General features: G+C 54.8%; 20 protein-coding genes. 11 read left to right on the forward strand and 9 right to left on the reverse strand.

The genetic code is table 11. The features are described 5' to 3' along the window. Window positions 1-12 precede the first annotated feature (12 nt). Entirely contained in the window at window positions 13-798 is a 786-nt protein-coding gene (locus tag CWO84_RS16665; RefSeq protein ID WP_084153388.1) for a dienelactone hydrolase family protein, read from the forward strand. On the opposite strand, the gene CWO84_RS16670 is transcribed toward CWO84_RS16665, so the two are convergent. Continuing rightward, the gene (locus CWO84_RS16670) at window positions 799-1,494 is read right to left on the reverse strand and encodes a TetR/AcrR family transcriptional regulator (protein WP_033158237.1); all 696 of its coding nucleotides are present in this window, start codon (window positions 1,492-1,494) and stop codon (window positions 799-801) included. 136 nt (window positions 1,495-1,630) lie between these two features. Here CWO84_RS16670 and CWO84_RS16675 point away from each other — a divergent pair, with 136 nt between their 5' ends. Further along, entirely contained in the window at window positions 1,631-2,800 is a 1,170-nt protein-coding gene (locus CWO84_RS16675) for an efflux RND transporter periplasmic adaptor subunit (RefSeq protein ID WP_225892967.1), read from the forward strand. After that, on the forward strand, window positions 2,800-5,862 hold the full coding sequence (locus CWO84_RS16680; RefSeq protein ID WP_101053929.1) for an efflux RND transporter permease subunit: 3,063 nt from the start codon (window positions 2,800-2,802) through the stop codon (window positions 5,860-5,862). Before CWO84_RS16675 ends, CWO84_RS16680 begins: the two co-directional genes overlap by 1 nt. A gap of 19 nt (window positions 5,863-5,881) precedes the next feature. Here CWO84_RS16680 and crp read toward each other — a convergent pair whose 3' ends face one another. Continuing rightward, window positions 5,882-6,535 (reverse strand): cAMP-activated global transcriptional regulator CRP, encoded by a 654-nt coding sequence (gene crp / locus CWO84_RS16685; protein WP_033158235.1) that lies wholly within the window; start codon window positions 6,533-6,535, stop codon window positions 5,882-5,884. A gap of 128 nt (window positions 6,536-6,663) precedes the next feature. Here crp and CWO84_RS16690 point away from each other — a divergent pair, with 128 nt between their 5' ends. Together CWO84_RS16690 and speD are read left to right on the forward strand one after the other, a co-directional pair. Then, the gene (locus tag CWO84_RS16690; RefSeq protein WP_033158234.1) at window positions 6,664-7,083 is read left to right on the forward strand and encodes an OsmC family protein; all 420 of its coding nucleotides are present in this window, start codon (window positions 6,664-6,666) and stop codon (window positions 7,081-7,083) included. Between the two features lie 4 nt (window positions 7,084-7,087). Continuing rightward, window positions 7,088-7,867: an adenosylmethionine decarboxylase gene (speD, locus tag CWO84_RS16695; protein ID WP_101053932.1), complete on the forward strand. Its 780-nt coding sequence runs from the start codon at window positions 7,088-7,090 to the stop codon at window positions 7,865-7,867. A gap of 58 nt (window positions 7,868-7,925) precedes the next feature. On the opposite strand, the gene CWO84_RS16700 is transcribed toward speD, so the two are convergent. The 3 genes from CWO84_RS16700 to apaG form a co-directional block, all read right to left on the reverse strand. Next, a complete protein-coding gene (locus CWO84_RS16700) occupies window positions 7,926-8,243 on the reverse strand; it encodes a periplasmic heavy metal sensor (RefSeq protein ID WP_101053935.1) in 318 nt (105 codons plus the stop codon). A 75-nt stretch (window positions 8,244-8,318) separates the two neighbouring features. Continuing rightward, window positions 8,319-9,152, reverse strand: a complete 834-nt coding sequence (locus tag CWO84_RS16705) for a symmetrical bis(5'-nucleosyl)-tetraphosphatase (RefSeq protein ID WP_101053937.1) — start codon at window positions 9,150-9,152, stop codon at window positions 8,319-8,321. Further along, window positions 9,152-9,529 carry a Co2+/Mg2+ efflux protein ApaG gene (gene apaG, locus CWO84_RS16710; protein WP_020484295.1) on the reverse strand — a complete coding sequence of 126 codons (378 nt, stop codon included), beginning with the start codon at window positions 9,527-9,529 and terminating at the stop codon, window positions 9,152-9,154. Before apaG ends, CWO84_RS16705 begins: the two co-directional genes overlap by 1 nt. A 71-nt stretch (window positions 9,530-9,600) precedes the next feature. On the opposite strand from apaG, the gene CWO84_RS16715 reads away from it, so the two are divergent. From CWO84_RS16715 to CWO84_RS16730, 4 genes are all read left to right on the forward strand, one after another. After that, entirely contained in the window at window positions 9,601-10,122 is a 522-nt protein-coding gene (locus CWO84_RS16715; protein ID WP_101053940.1) for an ankyrin repeat domain-containing protein, read from the forward strand. 63 nt (window positions 10,123-10,185) lie between these two features. Then, entirely contained in the window at window positions 10,186-11,556 is a 1,371-nt protein-coding gene (mpl, locus tag CWO84_RS16720) for a UDP-N-acetylmuramate:L-alanyl-gamma-D-glutamyl-meso-diaminopimelate ligase (RefSeq protein WP_101053943.1), read from the forward strand. 3 nt (window positions 11,557-11,559) lie between these two features. Beyond that, the gene (locus tag CWO84_RS16725; protein WP_101053946.1) at window positions 11,560-11,847 is read left to right on the forward strand and encodes a SelT/SelW/SelH family protein; all 288 of its coding nucleotides are present in this window, start codon (window positions 11,560-11,562) and stop codon (window positions 11,845-11,847) included. Continuing rightward, window positions 11,816-13,861 carry a serine/threonine protein kinase gene (locus CWO84_RS16730; protein ID WP_101053948.1) on the forward strand — a complete coding sequence of 682 codons (2,046 nt, stop codon included), beginning with the start codon at window positions 11,816-11,818 and terminating at the stop codon, window positions 13,859-13,861. Before CWO84_RS16725 ends, CWO84_RS16730 begins: the two co-directional genes overlap by 32 nt. A gap of 152 nt (window positions 13,862-14,013) precedes the next feature. Here CWO84_RS16730 and CWO84_RS16735 read toward each other — a convergent pair whose 3' ends face one another. The 3 genes from CWO84_RS16735 to CWO84_RS16745 all read right to left on the reverse strand — a co-directional run bounded on the left by CWO84_RS16735 (window position 14,014) and on the right by CWO84_RS16745 (window position 19,342). Continuing rightward, complete coding sequence (locus CWO84_RS16735) at window positions 14,014-18,057, reverse strand: hypothetical protein (protein ID WP_101053952.1); 4,044 nt, start codon at window positions 18,055-18,057, stop codon at window positions 14,014-14,016. A 259-nt stretch (window positions 18,058-18,316) separates the two neighbouring features. Then, on the reverse strand, window positions 18,317-18,703 hold the full coding sequence (locus CWO84_RS16740) for a diacylglycerol kinase (protein WP_101053955.1): 387 nt from the start codon (window positions 18,701-18,703) through the stop codon (window positions 18,317-18,319). A gap of 3 nt (window positions 18,704-18,706) precedes the next feature. Continuing rightward, window positions 18,707-19,342, reverse strand: coding sequence for a phosphatase PAP2 family protein (locus tag CWO84_RS16745; protein WP_101053958.1), 636 nt, complete (start codon window positions 19,340-19,342; stop codon window positions 18,707-18,709). 96 nt (window positions 19,343-19,438) lie between these two features. Here CWO84_RS16745 and CWO84_RS24475 point away from each other — a divergent pair, with 96 nt between their 5' ends. Both CWO84_RS24475 and CWO84_RS16750 read left to right on the forward strand, forming a co-directional pair. Then, window positions 19,439-19,603 (forward strand): hypothetical protein, encoded by a 165-nt coding sequence (locus CWO84_RS24475; RefSeq protein WP_165786353.1) that lies wholly within the window; start codon window positions 19,439-19,441, stop codon window positions 19,601-19,603. An 86-nt stretch (window positions 19,604-19,689) separates the two neighbouring features. Next, on the forward strand, window positions 19,690-19,995 hold the full coding sequence (locus CWO84_RS16750; protein ID WP_033158224.1) for a hypothetical protein: 306 nt from the start codon (window positions 19,690-19,692) through the stop codon (window positions 19,993-19,995). 108 nt (window positions 19,996-20,103) lie between these two features. On the opposite strand, the gene CWO84_RS16755 is transcribed toward CWO84_RS16750, so the two are convergent. Next, window positions 20,104-20,808, reverse strand: a complete 705-nt coding sequence (locus CWO84_RS16755; protein WP_101053961.1) for a DUF2490 domain-containing protein — start codon at window positions 20,806-20,808, stop codon at window positions 20,104-20,106. Window positions 20,809-20,816: the final 8 nt, after the last annotated feature.

Consider the following 20,816-nt stretch of genomic DNA (forward strand, 5'->3'; position numbering starts at 1 on the left):
CAGGAGGTTTCTATGATGCGTAGTTTATTCTTTTTGGCCTTATTGTTCAGTTCCGGTTTGCAAGCGGCATTGCAGGAGCAAGCCGTGAGTTATACCGCCGGCGATACCACGCTAAAAGGCTATCTGGTTTGGGACGATACGAAAGGCGAGAAGCAGCCCGGCGTGCTGGTGGTTCACGAATGGTGGGGCTTGAACGACTACGCCCGGCAGCGCGCGAAGATGTTGGCGGAACTGGGTTATACCGCGCTGGCGGTCGATATGTACGGCGACGGCAAATCCAGCGAGCATGCAGCCGAAGCCTCAACCTTCATGAACAGCGTCGTGGAGCGGGCCGGCGTTTCGCAATTACGTTTTACGGCGGCTTTAGCCTTTTTACAAAAACAAGCCAGTGTCGATAAGGGTAAGATTGCGGCGATAGGTTATTGTTTCGGTGGTGCGACAGTCTTGAATATGGCGCGCTTGGGTACCGATCTGGCGGCAGTGGTGAGTTTTCACGGTAATCTGGCCACGCAAACCCCGGCAAGACGTGGGCAGGTCAAATCGCGGGTATTGGTTTTGAACGGCGCGGCCGACGAGTTTGTCAGCGCCGACAGTATTGCGGCGTTTGAAAAAGAAATGACCCAAGCCGGCGTGGACTATCGTTTGGTTAACTATCCCGGCGCGCGCCACGGTTTCACCAACCCCGACGCGGATAGGTTGGGCAAAGCCAATAATTTGCCTATTGCTTACGATGCCGAGGCGGATAAACAATCTTGGGAAGCCATGCAACAGTTGTTTCGCGAAGTGTTCAAGCAATAGCTAATCGTCAGTCAAATCGGTGGCAGTCGGTGCATAGGCTCTCATAAACGCGCTGACGGCGCGCTCGACTGTGGCTTTAACTTGTTTGGGTTTCAATTCCCGGCGGGCGTTGAACAAGCCCGATTCGTATACTTCCGATTCCAGCAAACCGCGAAAATGCGCGGCCACCACATGTGGGTCGGCATGCCGCAACTGGCCGGCATTCATCGCTTGTGCGAAAAATTGCGCAGTAAATTGCATGCCCTTGGCGGGGCCGTTTTCGAAAAACAGGCGGCCGGCTTCCGGCTGAGTGGCGGCGGCTGCGATCAACATGCGTCGGGCCGCCAAACTTTTCAAGGACAGAAAGTTGCTCATCACGCCTTCGCCGAAACGTTGCAAAGTGGCCGGCAAGTCGTCGGAAGGTTGCAACAGTGCCAGGACTTGGTTGACCTGGTCTGGCAGTGTATCGAGAGGCGCACTGCCGCAGTCCGGCATCAGCAAGGAAAATAATTGCTCGCTGTGGCGATCAGCGGAACGGCGCGCCAATTCCAGAAACAACTGCTCCTTGGAGCTGAAATAGTTGTACAGCGTGGCCTTGGAGTGGCCGGCAGTAGCGGCGATTTCCGCCATCGTCGCTTGTTCGAAACCGACTTTTTCAAACAGGGTTTTTGCCGCATCCAGAATGGCTTGGCAACGTTCTCCACTTTTCTTTCTCATGGAACCTTCCTTATTCGAGCGAGTCGGCTGAGTTTCGAGCACTAGGCCGCTGTTTGGCTTATTCTAGACCCGATGGTTCAGTTTTAAATTGTCGTATAGACTTGGAGCTGAGTAATGTTTGCCGAGATTTTTCGTCATGATGACACACCTAGCCCGCCGTATAAGCTTTTATACCCTTTATTCCCAGCGTGGATTGGCACGCGGTTCATTGCTTATCGGGATTTTTACCGTACTGGCATGCTGTGCGGTGCTAATAGTTTGGTTGTTAAACCGCGAAAGTCCAGGCGCAGCAGCGCCGGGAAAAACGGTGCCGGCGCTGACGGTGACGCGGGCAGTGCCGCAATGGCGGCAGTGGCCGACCACCCTGGAAGCGTCGGGGGCGATTACGGCCTGGCAAGAAGCCGTCATCGGCGCCCAGCAATCCGGATTAAGGTTAATCGAAGTCAATGTCAATGTCGGCGATCAGGTCAAGCGCGGTCAGCTATTGGCGCGTTTCGATGCTGATATGCTGCGCGCCGATCTGGCGCAATTGCAGGCCAATCTGGCCCAGGCGCGGGCCACCGCCGCGCAAGCCGAAACCAACAAACAGCGGGTGCTGAAACTCAAAAACGCAGCGACGCTGAGTCAACAGGAGTTGTTGCGGTACGAAACCGAAGCGGAAACCTCCCGAATTCAGGTCGATGCGATCAAGGCCCAGTTGGCTGCTAAACAGTTGCAACTAAGCTATGCCGAGGTGCGGGCGCCTGACGACGGCGCGATTAGCGCGCGAATGGCAACCCTGGGCGCGGTGGCCGGCAGCGGGCAGGAGTTGTTTCGGTTAATTCGGCAAAATCGCCTGGAATGGCGTGGTGAATTGACCGCCGGGCAAATCGCGCAAATTCAGGCGGGGCAAGCGATACAACTGAGCCTGCCGGACGGCAGCGTTGCCCAAGCTAGGGTGCGGCAACTGGCGCCGGCCTTGGACGAGCAGTCGCGATTGGGCGTCGTGTACGCCGACATCCTGCCGGGCAGTCAGGCGCGGGCCGGCATGTATGCCAATGGCCGGATCGAGTTAAGTCAGCGTCCGGCATTGGTGGTGCCGGCCGCCAGCGTGGTGATCCGCGATGGCCGCAACTATGTGCTGAAGCTGCTCAGCGATGCCGATACCTCCCCGGTAAGTTTGCAGGCGGTCGCTACCGGCCGTCAGTACGGGGTGGATATTGAAATCGTCCACGGTTTGAGCGAAGCAGAGCGCGTGGTATTGGAGGGGGCCGGCTTTCTCAATGATGGTGATCTCGTGCACATCGCGCCGGCGAGGGTTGATTGATGAGTTTTGCCTCTTGGTCGATTCGCAGCCCCATTCCATCGATTTTACTGTTTATCTTACTGTCACTGGCCGGACTGCGCGGTTTACAACAGTTATCCATACAGAGCTTGCCGGATCTGGATTTACCCAGCGTTATCGTCAAACTTAATCAACCGGGTGCGGCGCCGGCACAGTTGGAAACCGAAGTGGCGCGCAAAGTCGAGGATTCGATTGCCACGCTGTCCGGATTGAAGCATATCCGCACCTCGATTACCGATGGTTTGGTGCAAATCAATGTCGAATTTATTCTGGAAAAAAAGCTTTCCGATGCCTTGATAGAAACCAAGGATGCGGTGGACAGGGTGCGCTCGGATTTACCGAGTAGTGTGCTGCAACCTAGTATCAGTGCGGTGACAGTGGGTGGCGCGCCGATTTTGACCTATGCGATTGCCTCGACCAAACTGGAAGAGGAAGCCTTATCCTGGCAGGTGGATGATAACGTCAGCAAGGTCATGTTGGGCGTGGCCGGCGTCGGCCGTTTCGAACGCCTGGGCGGTGTGCAGCGGGAAATACACTTGGAAGTCGATCCGGTGCGCTTGGCTTCGCTGGGCGTCACCGCGACCGATGTGTCGCGAGCCTTGAAACAGGCGCAGCAGGAGTCTTCCGGCGGCCGGGGTAATGTGGGCTTGGCGGAGCAATCCGTGCGCACACTGGCCACAGTGCGGCAGGCCAGCGAACTGGCGACCTTTCCGGTGCCTATAGCCAACGGCGGCGAGGTGCGCTTGGCGCAAATCGCCACGGTCCGCGATACCGTTGCCGAGCGTACGCAATTGGCAGCCTTGGACGGCAAGCCCTTGATCGGTTTCAACATCTACAGGGCCAAGGGTTTTGACGAAACCCGCATCGCCAATGATGTGGAGCAGGCCTTGGCGCGGATGCGCGAAGCCGATCCTTCCTTGAGTTTTACGCTGATTTCCGGTTCGGTGGCGTATTCGCAAGAGCAGTATGAAGGTTCGATGATGATGCTCTACGAGGGCGCGTTATTGGCGGTGCTGGTGGTCTGGTGGTTCTTGCGCGATTGGCGGGCAACTTTGGTATCGGCGTCGGCCCTGCCTTTGTCGATTCTGCCGACTTTTGCGGTGATGCATTGGCTGGGGTTTTCCATGAACATGCTGACCATGCTGGCCTTGGCTATCGTGGTCGGGATATTGGTGGACGATGCGATTGTGGAAATCGAAAACATCGCCCGGCATGTGCGGATGGGCAAAAGCATCCGTCAGGCCGCCGCCGAAGCGGTTGATGAAATCGCGCTAGCGGTGATCGCCACCACCTTGACGTTGGTGGTGGTGTTTATGCCTACCGCGCTGATGAACGGGGTTTCCGGGCTGTTTTTCCGGCAATTCGGCTGGACGGCGGTGGTTGCGGTGCTGGCATCCTTGCTGGTGGCGCGCTTGCTGACGCCCATGCTGGCGGCTTATTTACTCACTGAAGGTCATCATCCGGCCAGCGTCGATGGTAGATTGATGCCCATTTACCTGCAAGCCGTGCACTGGACGCTACGTCATCGCCAAGCGACGATGCTGCTCTCCACGCTGTTTTTTATCGGCGCTTGCTTATTGCTGCCCTTGATTCCGGCGGGTTTCGTACCGCCCGCTGATCGCGGTTACACCACGGTGCAATTCGAGTTGCCGCCGGGTAGTTCGATAAACGATGCCGGTCGAGTCGCCGAAGCGGCGCGAACGGTTCTGCAACCGCTGGCAGGTGTCGAACACATTTTTACCGCGGTCGGTAGCAGTCAAATAGTCGGTGGCGGCGTGACCAGACCGGGCGAACAACGTAAGGGAGCGCTGACCTTAACCTTGAGCGAGCGAGGACTGCGGCCGCATCAAGCGCAGATTGAACAGGCAGTGCGGGCAGTGTTGCGCGAAGTGCCCGGCGCCCGCTTCTCCATTGGCATCGGTGGTCCGGGCGAGAAGATGTCTTTGATACTGTCCAGCGATAATGCGGCGGCCTTAAAGGCCAGCGCGCAGGCCTTAGAGCGCGATTTGCGTAATATGGGTAGCTTGAGCAGCATCAGCTCCACGGCCAGCCTGGAACGGCCGGAGATTGCGATTCGGCCGGACTGGCAGCGCGCTGCCGAACTAGGCGTGACGGCCGAGCTGATCGGTGAAACGGTGCGGATTGCCACCAGCGGTGATTTCGACGCCCAACTGGCCAAGTTGAATCTGGATAACCGCCAACTCGCGATTCGGGTAAGGATAGCCGATGTCGCGCGGCAGGATTTGCAGGTCTTAGCCAATCTAAGAGTAAGGGCGGGGGATAGGTTGGTGCCGCTGTCCAGTGTGGCGGAGCTAACGTTAGCCAGCGGTTCGGCGCAGGTTGACAGGTATGACCGTCGCCGCTATGTCACGGTCAACGCCGAACTGGGCGGCATGTCCCTGGGTGAGGCACTGGCCGCTGCCAAAACTTTGCCGGCAGTGGTTAATATGCCATCCAGCGTTAAATTGATTCGTACCGGCGACGCCGAAATCATGGCCGAATTGGCCAGCAGTTTTGGTATGGCGATGCTGACCGGATTGCTGTGCGTGTTTTGCGTATTGGTGTTGCTATTCAAGGATTTCTTTCAACCCTTGACCATCCTGTCGGCGATACCGTTGTCAATGGGCGGCGCGTTTGTCGCACTGTTGCTGACCGGCGGCGAGTTGAATATTCCGTCGATGATAGGCTTGATCATGCTGATGGGCATCGTCACCAAAAACTCGATCCTGCTGGTGGAATATGCGTTGCTGGCGATGCGCGAACATGGGCTGAGTCGGCACGAGGCCTTGCTGGATGCCTGCCATAAACGCGCCCGGCCTATAGTCATGACCACGGTGGCCATGATTGCCGGTATGTTGCCGATTGCGTTGGGATGGGGGGCGGACGCCAGTTTTCGTCAGCCGATGGCGGTGGCGGTGATTGGCGGCTTGATTAGCTCTACTTTGTTAAGTCTGCTGGTGGTGCCGGTGGTGTTTACCTATGTCGATAGTGCTCGGCAAAGTTTGGTAAAGCCGTTTTTCGGTAGTGTCTCAAAGGGCGAATGAATTCGCCCTTCACGCGGCGTTAACGTGTGCCGAATACCACGATGGTTTTACCGTGTGCGGTGATCAAGCCCTTGTCTTCCAGCTCTTTCAATACGCGCCCTGCCATCTCGCGGGAACAACCGACGATCCGGCCGATTTCCTGGCGGGTGATATGCAACTGCATGCCGTCCGGATGGGTAATTGCGTCCGGCTCCTTGGCCAAATCCAACAGGGTGCGGGCGATACGGCCTTCCACGTCCATAAACGCCAGGTCGCGGTATTTGCGGCTGGTAATCAGCAAACGTGTCGACAGCTGTTCTCCGAGTACCGTCAAAATCTCCACCGCCTGATCGCGCAACTCGGCGTTGAGCAGCATTTTGAAGCGCTCGTAGCCGATTTCCGCCATCTGGCATTTGGTGCGGGTTTTCACCAGTACGCTCCGAGTTTCGGCGTTTTTGAACACCCCGATCTCGCCGACGAAATCGTGTTTGTTCAAATACGCCAAAATCAACTCGCGGCCTTCCTCGTCCTCGACGCTGACGCTGACCGAGCCGTCGACCACAAACAACAGCTTGTCGCCTATATCGCCGGGGCGGACTATGGTGATTTTGGCCGGATAGCTTCTAACATGGCAGAAGCGTAAAAAGGCATCCAGGGCAGAGGGTGAAATCTTGTTTTGTTTAACAAAGCTCATAATTTGTAATAATTCTGTGAACTAGATTGGTTACCCTATCAAGGTGCAGTAGTTTTACAAAAAAATCAAGACATTTGACGGGTTCGTTGTAAAATTCGCGACAATTTTGAATTTGGTTGGGGTTTAACATGCAGGCAACGATTAAATGGGTCGACGGCAGATTATTCGTCGGCGAATCCGGCAGCGGGCACACGGTTGTGATGGACGGTCCGCCGGATCACGGCGGCCGTAATCTCGGGGTACGCCCCATGGAAATGCTGTTGTTGGGCGTGGGCGGCTGTTCGTCGTTCGACGTCGTGGATATTTTGCAAAAAGGCCGCCACGAGATCGTACATTGCACTGCCGAACTGACTGCGGAACGGGTGGACACAGTACCGGCCGTATTCAGCAAAATTCATTTGCACTTCAAGGTGACGGGTAAAAATCTGCCGGTTGCCGCAGTGGAACGGGCGGTGAAGTTATCCGCCGAAAAATATTGCTCGGCTTCAATTATGTTGGGCAAAGCGGGCGTGGAAATAAGTCATGATTTTGAAGTTATAGAGGGTTGATCGGTTGAGCAAATTACAGTTACACGGGTTTAATAACCTGACCAAATCGTTGAGTTTTAATATTTACGACGTTTGCTATGCACCCAAAGAGCAGGAAAAAGCCTATATCGAATATATCGACGAAGCCTATAACGCCAAGCGTTTGACGCAGATTTTAAAAGACGTAGCCAACATCATTGGCGCGCAAATTTTGAATATCGCCCATCAGGATTACGATCCGCAGGGTGCCAGTGTGACGATGCTGATTTCCGAAGGTGCGGTCATTCCGGCCGGCATGAATTCCGAGTCACCCGGCCCGTTGCCGGAGACGGTTTTAGCGCATTTGGATAAAAGCCACATCACCGTACACACTTATCCGGAAAGCCACCCGGATACCGATATTTGTACGTTCCGGGCCGACATCGATGTGTCAACCTGTGGGCAAATTTCCCCGCTGAAAGCCTTGAATTATCTGATTCACAGTTTCGAGTCCGACATCGTGATCATGGACTACCGCGTGCGTGGCTTTACCCGCGATGTGTCCGGGCAAAAACATTACATCGATCATAAAATCAATTCCATCCAGAATTACATCGCGGAAAGCACGAAAGAGCTGTACCAGATGATCGACGTCAATGTGTATCAGGAAAACATCTTCCACACCAAGATGATGTTGAAAGAAACCGAGCTGGAAAATTATTTGTTCGAGAAGGAAAGTAATTTCAGCGACGAAGAGCAGGAAGAAATTCAGGAAATGCTGCAGGAAGAAATGGCCGAGATTTTTTACGGTCGAAATTTCTCTTAAAATACGCTAGCTCAAACAACGGCCTCAGCAGTAACAGCTACTGCTGAGGCCGTTTTGTTTATGGGGCCGGCTTGCGACTCTGTTCGCGCATCTGTTCCTGATGCTGCTTACGCAAGTCGTCCATTTTCTGCATTTGTTCCGGACTTAACACCTCTTTCATCCGGCTGTGCGACTCTTCGTGGATGGCGCGGAATTTTTCGTGCTGCTCTTTAAATATTGCTTCAAGCTTGGCTTTTTGCTCGGGGCTGAGTTGCAGCAGTTTGTTCAAATGTTCTAGCTTGTGGTCTACCGGCTGGCCGTAATCGTTTTCGCTGGGATAAGCGACGGCGGTTAATGGCAAGGCCAGGATGATGGCGAGGAACAGGTTTTTTCGCATGGTCTAATCTCGAGTTAAATTGATGTGGTGCTTGGTGTGCGAGGGAACTGATGCCGGAACGCCGGCAAAAGTTCACTACTCTGAAAAAGCCTTGGGATTATGCGAGGCCACGCAGTCGATACTGAAACGTCTGGGTTGTTCGGACAGTTCCAGCGCCGTCAATTGTCCGCCCCACAAGCAGCCGGTGTCTATTGAGTAACAGTTATAGCCGGCGAAATAGCCCAGCGTGGACCAATGGCCGAAGATGATGCGCATATCGATACTTTTGCGGCCCGGCACTTCAAACCAGGGCATCAAGTGGTCGGGCTGGCTGCCGGGTGCGCCTTTGGGTCCAAAATCCATCACGCCGTCGACGGTGCAATAGCGCAGCCGGCTGAAACAATTGATCGCAAAGCGCAGCTTTTCGGTTTTCAGTAAATCGTCGCGCCAAACTACGGGTTTGTTACCGTACATGGAACGGAAAAAGCGTTCGTGATCCGGGCTTTGCATGGCTTGCTCGGTTTCACGCGCCATGCGCAGTGTGGTTTCAAAATCCCACTGCGGTGGCAAACCGGCATGCAGCATGCAAAAATTATCATTGTGATGGAACAGCTTTTGATGGCGCAGCCAGGTTATCAGCTCTTCGCAATCCTCGGCCCTTAAAACGTCGCTCAGCGTGTCTTTTTTACCGGCCTTGCCCAGCGAAACCACGGTCGCAATCAAGTGCAGATCATGATTGCCCAGTACGGTAACGGCCGCAGAACCCAAGCCTTTCACAAAGCGCAGCGTTTCCAAGGATTTTGGGCCGCGGTTAACCAAGTCGCCGGCCAGCCAGAGTTGATCCTGATTCGGATCGAAGCTTATATGGTCCAGTAAGCGACGGAACTCGTCGTAACAGCCCTGAATGTCACCAATTGCATAAATCGCCATTAGTGAAGGGTTCTGGGTATCGATAAAGTGAATTTGGGAATGGCTGCGTTAAAATTTTCGCCGGCGTCCGATTGCATTTGATACTTACCTTGCATCACCCCGACCGGAGTTTCTATCATCGCCGCGCTGGTATAGCGGAATGAGTCGCCGGGGCTAAGATGCGGGTTTTCTCCCACTACGCCGTCGCCATTCACTTCCTGCACCTTGCCGTTGGCATCGGTGATCAGCCAGTGGCGAGTCAGCAATTTGGCCGGCGTGGAACCGACGTTGGTGATGGTGATGGTATAGGCGAACACATAGCGGTTCTGTTCGGGGGACGATTGGGCCTCGATATAGTAGGGTTGGGCTTCAACTAAAACTTTGTTTTTTTCGCTCATTGATAGATGATGTAAATCAGTATTTGCCTTATTTCAACCCAACTCATACCCAAACGCAAGCAAGCAATCCGATGAATATCCGCAGATTTCTGAGCGCCGGGCTAATCGTCTGGTCCGTGCAGGCGCTTGCCGAAGATACTAAAGATCTATTTGCCGCCGCAGCCACCGGCAAGCTGGATCGCGTCGAGGCGCTATTGGCCCAAGGATTGGACGTCAATGGCAAATTGGAGACCGACCGTACCGCGCTGATGGCAGCCAGTTTTAACGGCAATTTAAGGATTGTCAAGGCGCTGCTGGCGTATGGTGCCGACGTCAATTTGGCGGACAAACTGGGTTCCACCGCATTAACGGATGCAGTGATGTTCGGCAATGCCGACATCGTTGGCGTGTTAATCGCAGCCGGTGCCAACGTCAATGCCGCCGATAGCCAGAGCGTGAAAATACTCGATAAAGCCAAAAAACTCGGCCGGGAAAACATCGTAAAGCTGTTAGAAGCGGCCGGTGCCAAAGGTTCGGAAGCCAAAGTCGAAGAAAAAATCGAAGGCGAACCCAAAGCCGAGGAAGAAAAAAAGCCGGAAGAACCGAAAAAATGATCCAATTCGCTGCCGACCGAATTTCCGGATTTGCAACTAATTAACCCCGCTAAAATTATCAGAATGACAGAATTACAAAAGCCATTACACATCCACATCCTCGGCATTTGCGGCACCTTTATGGGGGGCCTGGCCTTGATCGCCCGCGAATTGGGCTACACCGTCAGCGGCTCCGATCAAAACGTCTACCCGCCGATGAGCACGCAGTTGGAAGAACAAAGTATTCGACTAATGAACGGCTACAAGGCCGAAAACCTGGACTGCAAACCCGATTTGGTGGTGGTCGGCAACGCCATGTCGCGCGGCAATCCGGAAGTGGAAGCAGTATTGAACTTAGGCTTACCGTATATTTCCGGTCCGCAATGGCTGGCGGAACACGTGTTGCAAAATAAATGGGTATTGGCGGTGGCCGGTACCCACGGCAAGACCACTACCAGCAGCATGTTGGCTTGGGTGCTGGAATACAACGGTTTCAAACCGGGTTTTCTGATCGGCGGCATTCCGTTGAATTTCGGCATCTCCGCGCGCTTGGGCGAGTCGGATTTTTTCGTGATCGAAGCCGACGAATACGATTGCGCCTTTTTTGATAAGCGCTCCAAGTTTGTACATTACCGGCCCAGAACCGCGATTTTGAACAACCTGGAATACGATCACGCCGACATATTCGAAAACCTGGACGCCATTAAAAAACAGTTTCACCATCTGGTGCGCACCATACCCAGCGAAGGTCTGATCATCGCCCCGGCTTGCGAACAACATGTTACCGAAGTGCTGGAAACAGGCTGCTGGACCCCGGTCGTGAAGACGGCTATCGACGGTGAAGGTGATTGGCAGGCGCACTTGTTGAAAGCTGACGGCAGTAGCTTCAGCGTCAGTTTTGCCGGTGAAGAGCAAGGAGTAGTCGAGTGGACTTTGACCGGCCGCCATAGCGTCTACAATGCCTTGTCTGCCATCGCCGCCGCCCGGCATATCGGCATTCTGGCAAAAGATGCGATAGCAGCCTTGCAGCAGTTTCAGAGCGTGAAACGGCGCATGGAAGTCATCGTCAAAAGCGCCGGCGTCACGGTTTACGATGACTTCGCTCACCATCCGACAGCGATAAAAACCACGCTGGACGGCTTGCGCCAACAAGTCGGCAGCGAAAAAATCCTGGCCATCGTCGAGCCGCGCTCCAACACCATGCGATTGGGTGTGCATACGCAATCGCTCGCAGAATCGCTGGGCCAGGCCGACCAAGCCATCGTCTATCAGCCAGACAACTTGGGCTGGGATTTAAGCCAGCTGCTGAAATACGCCAACAACATCGAGATTTGCAACAGCTTGGAAAGCATTATCGCTACCATCAAAGCGCAAGCCGGCGGCGTTTGCCATGTGTTGCTGATGAGTAACGGCAGTTTCGGCGGCATATACAAGCGCCTGCGCGACGAGTTGTAAGCCATGAACCGCGTCGAAATCCGCTACTGCACGCAATGCCGCTGGCTATTGCGCGCGGCCTGGATGGCTCAGGAATTGTTAAGCACTTTCGAACAAGAACTGGACGAACTGGTAATGCAGCCCGATACCGGCGGTATCTTTGAGGTGCGCGCCAACGGCGAGTTGGTCTGGTCCCGCAAGCAGCAGGGCAGGTTTCCGGAGATTACCGAGTTAAAGCAATTGGTGCGCGATCAAATTGCCCCCGAGCGCGACCTGGGGCATGCCGACCGCAAGCCCGCGCCGCAGTCTTGATCAGGCTGCGCAAAGACTAAACAAGGCTAAGCTGTCTGAGATGATGCTCCCGGAAGACGACGCCACGCTCATCAAACCCAAAGACGACGATCTGACCCGGATCAAGCCTCGCCCCTACCCTCAGGTGTTGAACGACAGCCCTGGGCAGGACGCTAAATTCAACGATGATTATTCTCTACGCGGCGCCGTGGGCGTGGGCGGCGGCGGTCAGGTGTTGCTGGGGTTTGACGAGCGCATCGGCCGCGAAGTGGCGATCAAGGAATTACTGGATCAGGCTGCGAATGATGATGTCGAGCTCAGCGCACGTTTTCTGCGTGAAGCCCGCATTACCGGCCGCCTGGAACATCCGGGGATTGTGCCGGTTTACGATCTGGGAACGAAGCAAAGCGGCGCGCCCTATTATGTGATGCGCTTGGTGCGTGGCGATACACTGGCCAAAGCCCTAAAAGCCTGTAATGACGAGGTGTTGGCCGAGCATGCGCTGTCGCGGCGCCTGGGCTTGTTGGACAGATTAATCGACGTTTGCGAAGCGGTGGCGTACGCCCACTCCAAAGGCGTGATTCATCGCGACATCAAACCCGGCAATATCGTGCTGGGCCCGTTCGGTGAAACCATTGTGTTGGACTGGGGTTTGGCCAAGGTGGAAAACGAAGCCGATCTGGCGCCACTAATATCTGCCGCACCGAAACAGGTGGCCGACGATGCGGATTTGACCCGGATCGGCGACATTCTCGGCACCCCTGCTTATATGGCGCCGGAACAAGCTAATCCCGATTTCGGTGTTGTGGATACGCGCTCCGATGTGTTCGCGCTTGGTTGTATTCTCTATTATTTATTGGCCGGCCATCCGCCGCTAAGCGGTAGTGCTGATGAAATATTGGCGCAACTCAGTTCGCTGGCGTCTATGCCCTCGGCGCGGGATCCGAAGCTGCCCATGCCGCCGGAATTGATCGCCATCTGCGACAAGGCATTATCCAAGGACAAATCGCTACGGTTTCCGAATGCGGCTGCGTTAGCCGACGAGTTGCGGGCCTATCGCGACGGTCGCTTGGTGAGTGCCTATGCCTATTCGCGCGGCGAACTGCTCCGCCGCTTCATCGCCCGCAACAAAGTCGTGCTGGCGGCCAGTCTGGCGGTATTGCTGGCGATTTTGATCGGCGCCGGACTGGCCTTCAAATTTGGCGTGGAGGCGCATAAAGCCCGAAATTTGGCGGTGGCTGAAGGCGAACTCGTCAAGCAGGAAAAGCAGCAGGTGGAGCGTGCGCTAGCCGATGTCACCCGTATTTCCAATCAGAATCTGACGGCCGCCAACCAGATCGCGGACAGTATCTTGGGCAATCTGAACGAAATGCGCATGGGCATGCAGCAAACCGCCGAGTCCTTACACAGCAACGCCGATTTAGCCGCATCCAGCGGCTTACTGGAGAGCTTGCTGCAACGTTATCCGCGCGGTGAAAGTTTCGCTACCACCCGCGCACCCGGCACTATCGTGGCGGTAGCTCCGGGCAAATATCGCCAAGCGCTGGGTGCCGATACCTCGCAACTTGAGCACAACCGAATGACTTTAGAGCGGGGTGTGCCGATTCTGAGCCGGATTTATCAAGCCCCTGAGGGCTTTCCCGCTGTCACGATGGTGGTGCCGATCAAACAGGGTAAAACCATCCCGGGCTTTATTTCCATGCGCATCAAACCGGTCGATTTTCTGGGTGGTTTGCTGGCCGAGGATACTCAGACCCAAAAACGCACAGTGTGGGTCGTCCAAGATGATGGCCTGCTGCTTTACGATAGCGATCCGCAGGAGATTGGCCTTAATTTGTTCCGTGAGGAGCGCTTCAATCAGATACCGGAATTGCGCCAGCTCGCGGCTGAAATCGCCGATCAAGACGCCGGCGTGGGCTATTACCAAAGCCAGTCAGCGGGGCAATCTGAGCCGTCAAGACAGATCGCCGCCTGGGTAAGTTTACGGCCGGCGGAGAATCGGGGCTGGAAAGTGGTGGTTTTAGAAGCTTGGTGACGCGGCTTTATTACACAGTGCTGCACTTGGAACTTATAAAAGGCGTGGCGAAAGCATTGCGTTGCAGTGTTCAGTGATTAGCCAGTTAGAGAAAGCCTGGAAGGTCATTGCGCGTAATAAAGCCCCCGGCTGTGCCGGGGGTATCTGCTATGTCAAGCTTCTGATTTCGGCACGGCCACTGGAGGCTGTGATTTTTTCCAAAGCCCACCACCGATAAAACAGTTCCAGCCCCAGCGCAGCCAATTCAACAACGTTGCGGCCATCCACAAAGACCAAGCCAGCATCAGAATACGGTAGGCCAGCAAAGGCAGGCTTACGACGGTGGCAACAGCCAACTGCGGGCCATTGCGATCCTGATACCAGTTCAGCAAAGTTGCAGAGGATTGATTTCCGGCAATTTGCATATCCGGTTCGCCCAGCAGGCCCTGCTCAACGGCAATCGCTATTAACAAGAGCGACAACAGCGTCAAACCGGCCAAGCCGATTTGCGCCAGATTGAACCAACGCGGCCGCTGCGGCGCATGGCCGGCGCGCAATCCCAACGCAAACAACCAGCCCACCACTAAAAATGCGGCAGCAATATGCAGTTGGCTCAGACCGATCAATAATAAAAACCACTGCCAATGCCGCAACGGAGTAATGCTGAACTTACCCAATCCTAATGCCAATAAGGCCAGTACGATCAGCAAACCCCAAATCAACACAGCGGGACCAAATTTTGGGCCGAAGGTCCACAACAACCAACGCTGCTGTGGCATCAGTAATTGAATACGGCTGTTGACGCTGGCAACACCAAGATCGACCAGCGGCGTGCGCAACAGCACGCCCGGTTCTTTAGCCGTTTGCCAATTCAGCACGATTTGCTGGGTGCCGGGATGTATCGGCAAGCTGACCGTTGCGCCTTGCTGGCGAATCGGCTGACTGACACCATCTATCGTCACACTTTGCAGCTCCGCCTGTTCCGGCAGTTTTACGGGGTGTTGTCCGCCTTTGGAACTGCGGATGCTCAAAATCAGTTCGACTGTTTCGCTGCGTTGCCCCGGCTTGACTGCCAATTCGCTTCTATCGATAGTCAGGGTTGAGCCGGCCACCGCTTGCGGTCGGCCGATAGTCAGATTGACCTTTTCGCCCGGCCAAGGCCGCCATTCCGGCAGCCACTGGCCCTGCCCGTCCTGGTGATGCACCACCGCAATACCGTCGGCTTGTAAATGCCAGATCGGGCTGACATCGGCGCGCCACACCTCGGTCCATTGCGGCGTGTCGGCGGCTTGCAAGGTCAATTGCTCGGTTTTCGCCAGTGCCGACTCCCATTCCAAAGTAGCTTGACCCGCTGCCATGTTCACCAATACTTTGCCGTCCTTCACCCGCACCTGCGGACTGGTAACCGCTTCGCCCGGCAACAACGGCAGCTCCAGTAACACCGGACTGAGCGCGCCGGCCAATTGTTCGACGCGGGTGGTCACCCGCCAGTCCAAGCCCAAATGCAGGGTTCTTTCCACCCGCACGAATGCCGGCAACGCGGTTTGTTGCAGCTTGTTTTTTGGCCCTGTATCGAGTTGCAGACGGCTGAACTCCAGTTGCGGACCGACTTTGCCGTCCTCGTATAAACCATCCACCCGCCAGCCGTCGGCAATGACACCAGCGTGTTGCGGCGGCAATGGCAGCGGCAAACTAAATTTATCCTGCGCGGCATAACGGCCCTGCATTGTTACCTTGTGTACGCCGGCATTCACGACCAGCCACAAGCTGCCGTCATCCTGCCGAATCAAGGCTTGCGCCTCGCCACCATCGACGCTGACCTGCTCCGGAAACCATTGCTCAAGCTGGGCCGGCAACGGTACTGCCAAATCTTGTTGAGCGTGCAATTGCAGTTCGATACGCAGCACTTCCGGCTTGAGCAGGAGTTGCATGTCGGCAAACTGCGCGCAGTTGGGTAGGCACTGCGGCGCTTGCAGCAAACGGGTTTTCAATTGTTCCAGCATTGGCGCGTCGGGCAGATCGGCATAGGCCTTTTCACTGGGCGCCATCAACAGCGGCAGCAGCAACAGGCAGGTCAAACTCGGCAAGGACAAGCGCCAGTTGGTGGCGATGGCTCCCAGCATTTTTAACACCAACACCGCCACCAACAGGGCCTGGGCAAAGTGCAGCAACATCATCATAAATGGCGACAAATACCAGAGTCCGATTTGCTGCCCATTATCGACCGCGCCGTTCCAGCTCAAATCCACCTTCTGCCAGCCCCAATGCGGCAGACCAGGACCGGTTTGCAAATTGGCTTCCGGATCGACCCGTTGCAAAATGGCCGAGCTGCCGCCGTAAGGGGAGACAGGTGCAACCGATTTTTTAAAATAAACTCCGCGCTCAGCTTCGCCCGAATCACTCCGTTCCGGCGCCATCGCCGAATCCGCCATTTGTTCTACTTGCATCGCCATCGGTGCGGCGGTGCTCACCATCGAATGCAAACGTTGAATAGGCTGCCGGGGCAGTTCCAGCTGCGGGTAAAGTCCGATACGAATTTGCGCTACCATGAATGGAATCGTCAGCATCAGCAGCGCCAGCCAACTGGCGTTGCGATACCATTTCAACCATTGCCAAAAGCTACCCGCCGGTAATACCCGCAGCAGCGCCAACACCGCCAGCACATTCAGCCAGATTAGGCGCGGCGCGTCGGCCTCATGCCAAATCAGCGCCAAACTGAGCAAGGCAAATGCGCCCCATTGTGGCGACCAGAGCCGGCCCACGGCCAATGCAGCGATCAAGACCAAAAATAAGTCCAGCAAGGTCCAGCGGTTTAACCAGCTATTCGGCACATTATCCACGCCGCTGACCGCCAGCAGACGCCAGCCCGGCGGGATATTCAATTCAGCCTGTACTTGTTGAAAACGCTGTTGCCAGCCGCTGGCGCTCAAGCTACTTAAATCGGCTTCGATCCGGCTGTCGGCATTCAGCTGGATGGCACCGCGGCGCACTTCCACGCCCTGGTTGCCGTCCGCCAGTTGCGTGATCAATTGGTTCTGACCATCCAGTTGCACTTGGCCCAGTCCCAGCTCGGGCACCGCGTTCAAACGCCAGTCGCGACTCATCGTACCGGTGATGTTATCGCTGACCGTGTAACCGCCGCCCTCGAAGTCCAGCCACAGCGTGCGCTGCAGCTTGAGTTGATTCGGTTCGGGCTCAGGGTCGCCGCGGCGCATGACCTTAAACTTCATACTCTCGCCTTGCTGGAGTTGATAAGTAGGTAAATGCTGCCATTCGGCGGGCAGATTGGTTTGGCTGCCGTCTATCGCGGTCAAATTCTCGATCTCCACCAGACGCAAGGCCGGCACGGCCTGGAATGCCCACAACTCTTGCGCCGGCCAGTTCTCGTCCTTTACAGCCAAATCCAGTTGCGTCAAGGCTTGCGGGTGGCGGGCATGAATGTCTATGCTCCAGCGTCCCGGCCGCACTTGCACCAATAGTCGTCCGTTTCCGTCCAGACGAGCGGGCAACGGGCTATTCAACGCCACCGGGATAAAGTTAGGCAGTAAAGCATAAGGAAACTCAATCTCGCGGGCCTTGCCGGAGACTTCCAAATCCAGCCGGGTAATGACTTGCAGTGGCACCTCGTCCTGCACCTGCCGGAATACTTGCAGGTCCAGCCTATCCTGCTCCCGGTCGGCAGTGTCGGCGTTCTCGGTATTCAGCCACAAGGCACCTTGCTTGATGGGGGGATACGCGACCGGCTTATCGTTGACGCTGAGCTGAATCAAGCCGCTGGCTTCGGGTAAGGCTAATTGTTCCGGCAGGCTTTCCCAGAAAAATTCGCCGCTGATCTGGTAGTGGCCGGCGGGCAAGTACAGGGCCGGCTTACCGTCTTTTTCTACGACCGGCTGGGTTTGTTTGTTGACGGTGACCGCCTGCGGCCAATGTTGCGTGTCGCCCGGCAAGCTAATCCAATCCTGGCGATACACGGTCCATTCGGCAACGAAGCTGCCGTGCTTAGCTTGTAAATTCAGGTGCAGAGCGCCCGGCCAGGCGCAGTGTTTTTGTTGAAAATCGTCGAAGATAAACGGGCAACGATACTGGGTTTCATCCGCCAATACCCAGCTGATCCAGGGTTTTAACGGTTCCGGAACCTCTTGCATGTCCAACGCCCTTGCCGTCTGCAACGGCGCCAGCCCAAGCAGTAGCCACAGCATAAAAACCAATCGTCCCATATTATCCTCCCGCCCTCATCCCATTTAAGGGACTTGATAAACATCACAGAAAACTCTCTCCCTCCGCACCCAGGGGCATAAAGGGATTTATGTATCTTAACATTCGTCATGCTTATCTAGCGTGGGGGCGATTTATCCCCAGCCGGGCTAAAGCTGGTGAAATTGAGCAATCTCCGGTTTTTGCTTTTAAGGCACTGCGCCGTCTGCCTCTTGTAGCTATTTGTTTGATGGTGCCGGGGAAATCTTTATCAGCGGCGGATCAAGCGATTAACGACCCTAAGTAGCTGAGCTCCGAGAGCATGACCACTGCCCAAATCAGAATGCTGATGCCGGCAGCGGCTGCGGCAATATCCTTGATGACGCGGATTTTTTCATTTTGCCGAGTTTCCACGAAATCGCAGAGCGCCTCTATCGTAGTGTTAAACATTTCGCATATCAGCATCAGCCCGGTGGCGGTAAGTACCGAGATGAAATCCACCCATTGGCGAAAATAAAAGCATACGGCCAAAATCAACACGGACAGTACGACTTTATAGGCCACACTAAAATCATAAACAACCGCGTAGCGCAGACCTGACAAACAGACCTTCAGTTTTCTTAAAGGGTGATAACCACTCTGTCCGGTATTAAGAAATTTGTTTCGCATGACTCACCTGATGAAGATGCCGCCGTTTTGCAGCAGATTAATTAAACCCAGCACCCACAATAGTCCCAGTAAGGCGCCAGCTAGTACATCCGAGGGGAAATGAACTTGCAGATAGACTCGTGAGACGGCAACCAGGGATACCGTCAATAGCGTAAACCCGGTCAAAGCGTAAAAGTTAAGCCCCAGTTTGTCGGGTTTGCACATCCAGCATAAGGCCGTAGCAAAGGCAACGATTTGCGCGGTGTGGGCACTTGGGAATGAGGCGTCCAAGGGGATTTCACCCACAACGGGGAAAAAGTCGGGCCGCGGGCGAGCGAACCAAAGCTTGGCGAGACGGCTGAACAGGGCTGCACCCGTTAGGCTCAAGACCATCAACCCTGCCTCTTTGATACGGTTGTTTCTCACCAGAACACCGCTTAGCACTGCGGTTATCGGGGCTAGAATGAACAGCGAACCAGCCCAGGTGATGGCTGCAAAAAAACGATCCAGCAACACACTTCTGATGCCGTGCGCGGTACTCATTAGAACGCGATCCCACGGGTGCCAATGCACACTGAAGCGCTCGATAAAAACCAACAGTGCGATTGCCGTTAACCAACATCCAAACGTCGGGAGATATTTCAAGCCTAACATTTTCATTATTTTGCCTCCGCGTTAGCCAACCACTAATCCGGCCGTCGAATCTCGCTGTTTCCGGGCAATCGAGAGTTTTATTGTTACCATGGATTCCGGCTTTTGCCGGAAACATCTAATTCCGCACCGCGGCTTGCCGCTTCGCCTGTCATGCGTGTTGGTGTATTACCGACAAATTGTTGGGAAAACGGCAGGGTTTTAGGTGCTGATAAATTATTTTTTAATTATTTAACAATGGCTTATGCGTTTTTGGTGGTGGCATTCTAATTGCTAAGCAAGAGTCGCCGGCACAGGCCTGGTTGACTTTGCAACCTGGTTTGGCCGGTATTCTTTATTAGTCATGAGGTGTTGATATGTTCGAAGCCATTGTATTGTTCATACTGAGCGGCCTGGTCGCTGCGTGCGCATACTCGTCTCAGGGTTGCGAACTTTCCTTTTTCGGCAAACTATTTCGTTCCGCTAAAGGCCAAACGCCAGCAACTTCGACCAGCCAGTCTGTCGCTACTGACAGCACGGAACCAAGCTCCAGTTTTCTGGAACAGCTGCAAAGCGAAATTGAAGCCACTTTATTTCCGCGTCCTACGGACTCGGTATTGCGGCGTCATTACGATGCCTTGGTTGCTGTGGAAGTGAAAAACCGGTTGAGCTTTTTTAGCTGAGAGCCGAGGATTCTATATGCAGCCCAGGCGGGCTGCATATAGAGTCAGTCTCCAGCTTGGTTTTAGTGCCTCGCTGGTGGTAGCGAAAAATCCCCGCATTTCTCTGGCTTAGAAATTGACATTGATATTGGTTAGCCAGACGTGATTGGTGACATCGGGCGAGCCGTAGTTATGGATGTATTGCAATTGATAGCCGGTATCGACATTCAAATTTTTGGTTACTTTGTAGCCCACCCCGACATAACTGCGATTTTGGTTGATACCGGTTTGCACGGATCGCGCCAGCCGGCCCTCGTCTATGGAATTGAAATACACAAACAGCTCATCAAGCGCGATTAGATAAGCTTGGCTGTCCGGTATCGAATAGACTAAACGGAAGCGGTGCCGCATGCGATGACCGACGTCGCCTTCGTGGGCAAAGAAGCGTTGCTCGAGACGAAACCGGTACTGAAAATTCAATTGCGACGTCCAGTTGTCTATCCACTGCACCTGCTGCATCGCATCGTTGGTGGCCATTTCAAAGTCGGTTTGCTCGTTGTATTCGCCCTGCCAGGTATAACCTAGCCAGAGCTGCAATTTGTTGGTTAGCTTATAGCCGAGCAGTGGACGGACAATAATTTGATTAAACAAGGTATTGTCGGTTTTGGTGCGCGGTGCCAATTCCAGAAAAGCTAAGTAGGGGCTGCCGCCGAAATCGGTTTGATAGGTATTGCTGATCCAGGTGCTGAAATCGTCTTGCACGGGGCCGGCTTCAACTGCGAACGATGTCAGCGTAAGGCCGGTGAACAGCAGGGCTAAGTGAGTTTTTTGCATGTGTTGGT

This window comes from Methylomonas sp. Kb3 (assembly GCF_002834115.1).
GTDB classification, from domain to species: Bacteria; Pseudomonadota; Gammaproteobacteria; order Methylococcales; family Methylomonadaceae; genus Methylomonas; species Methylomonas defluvii.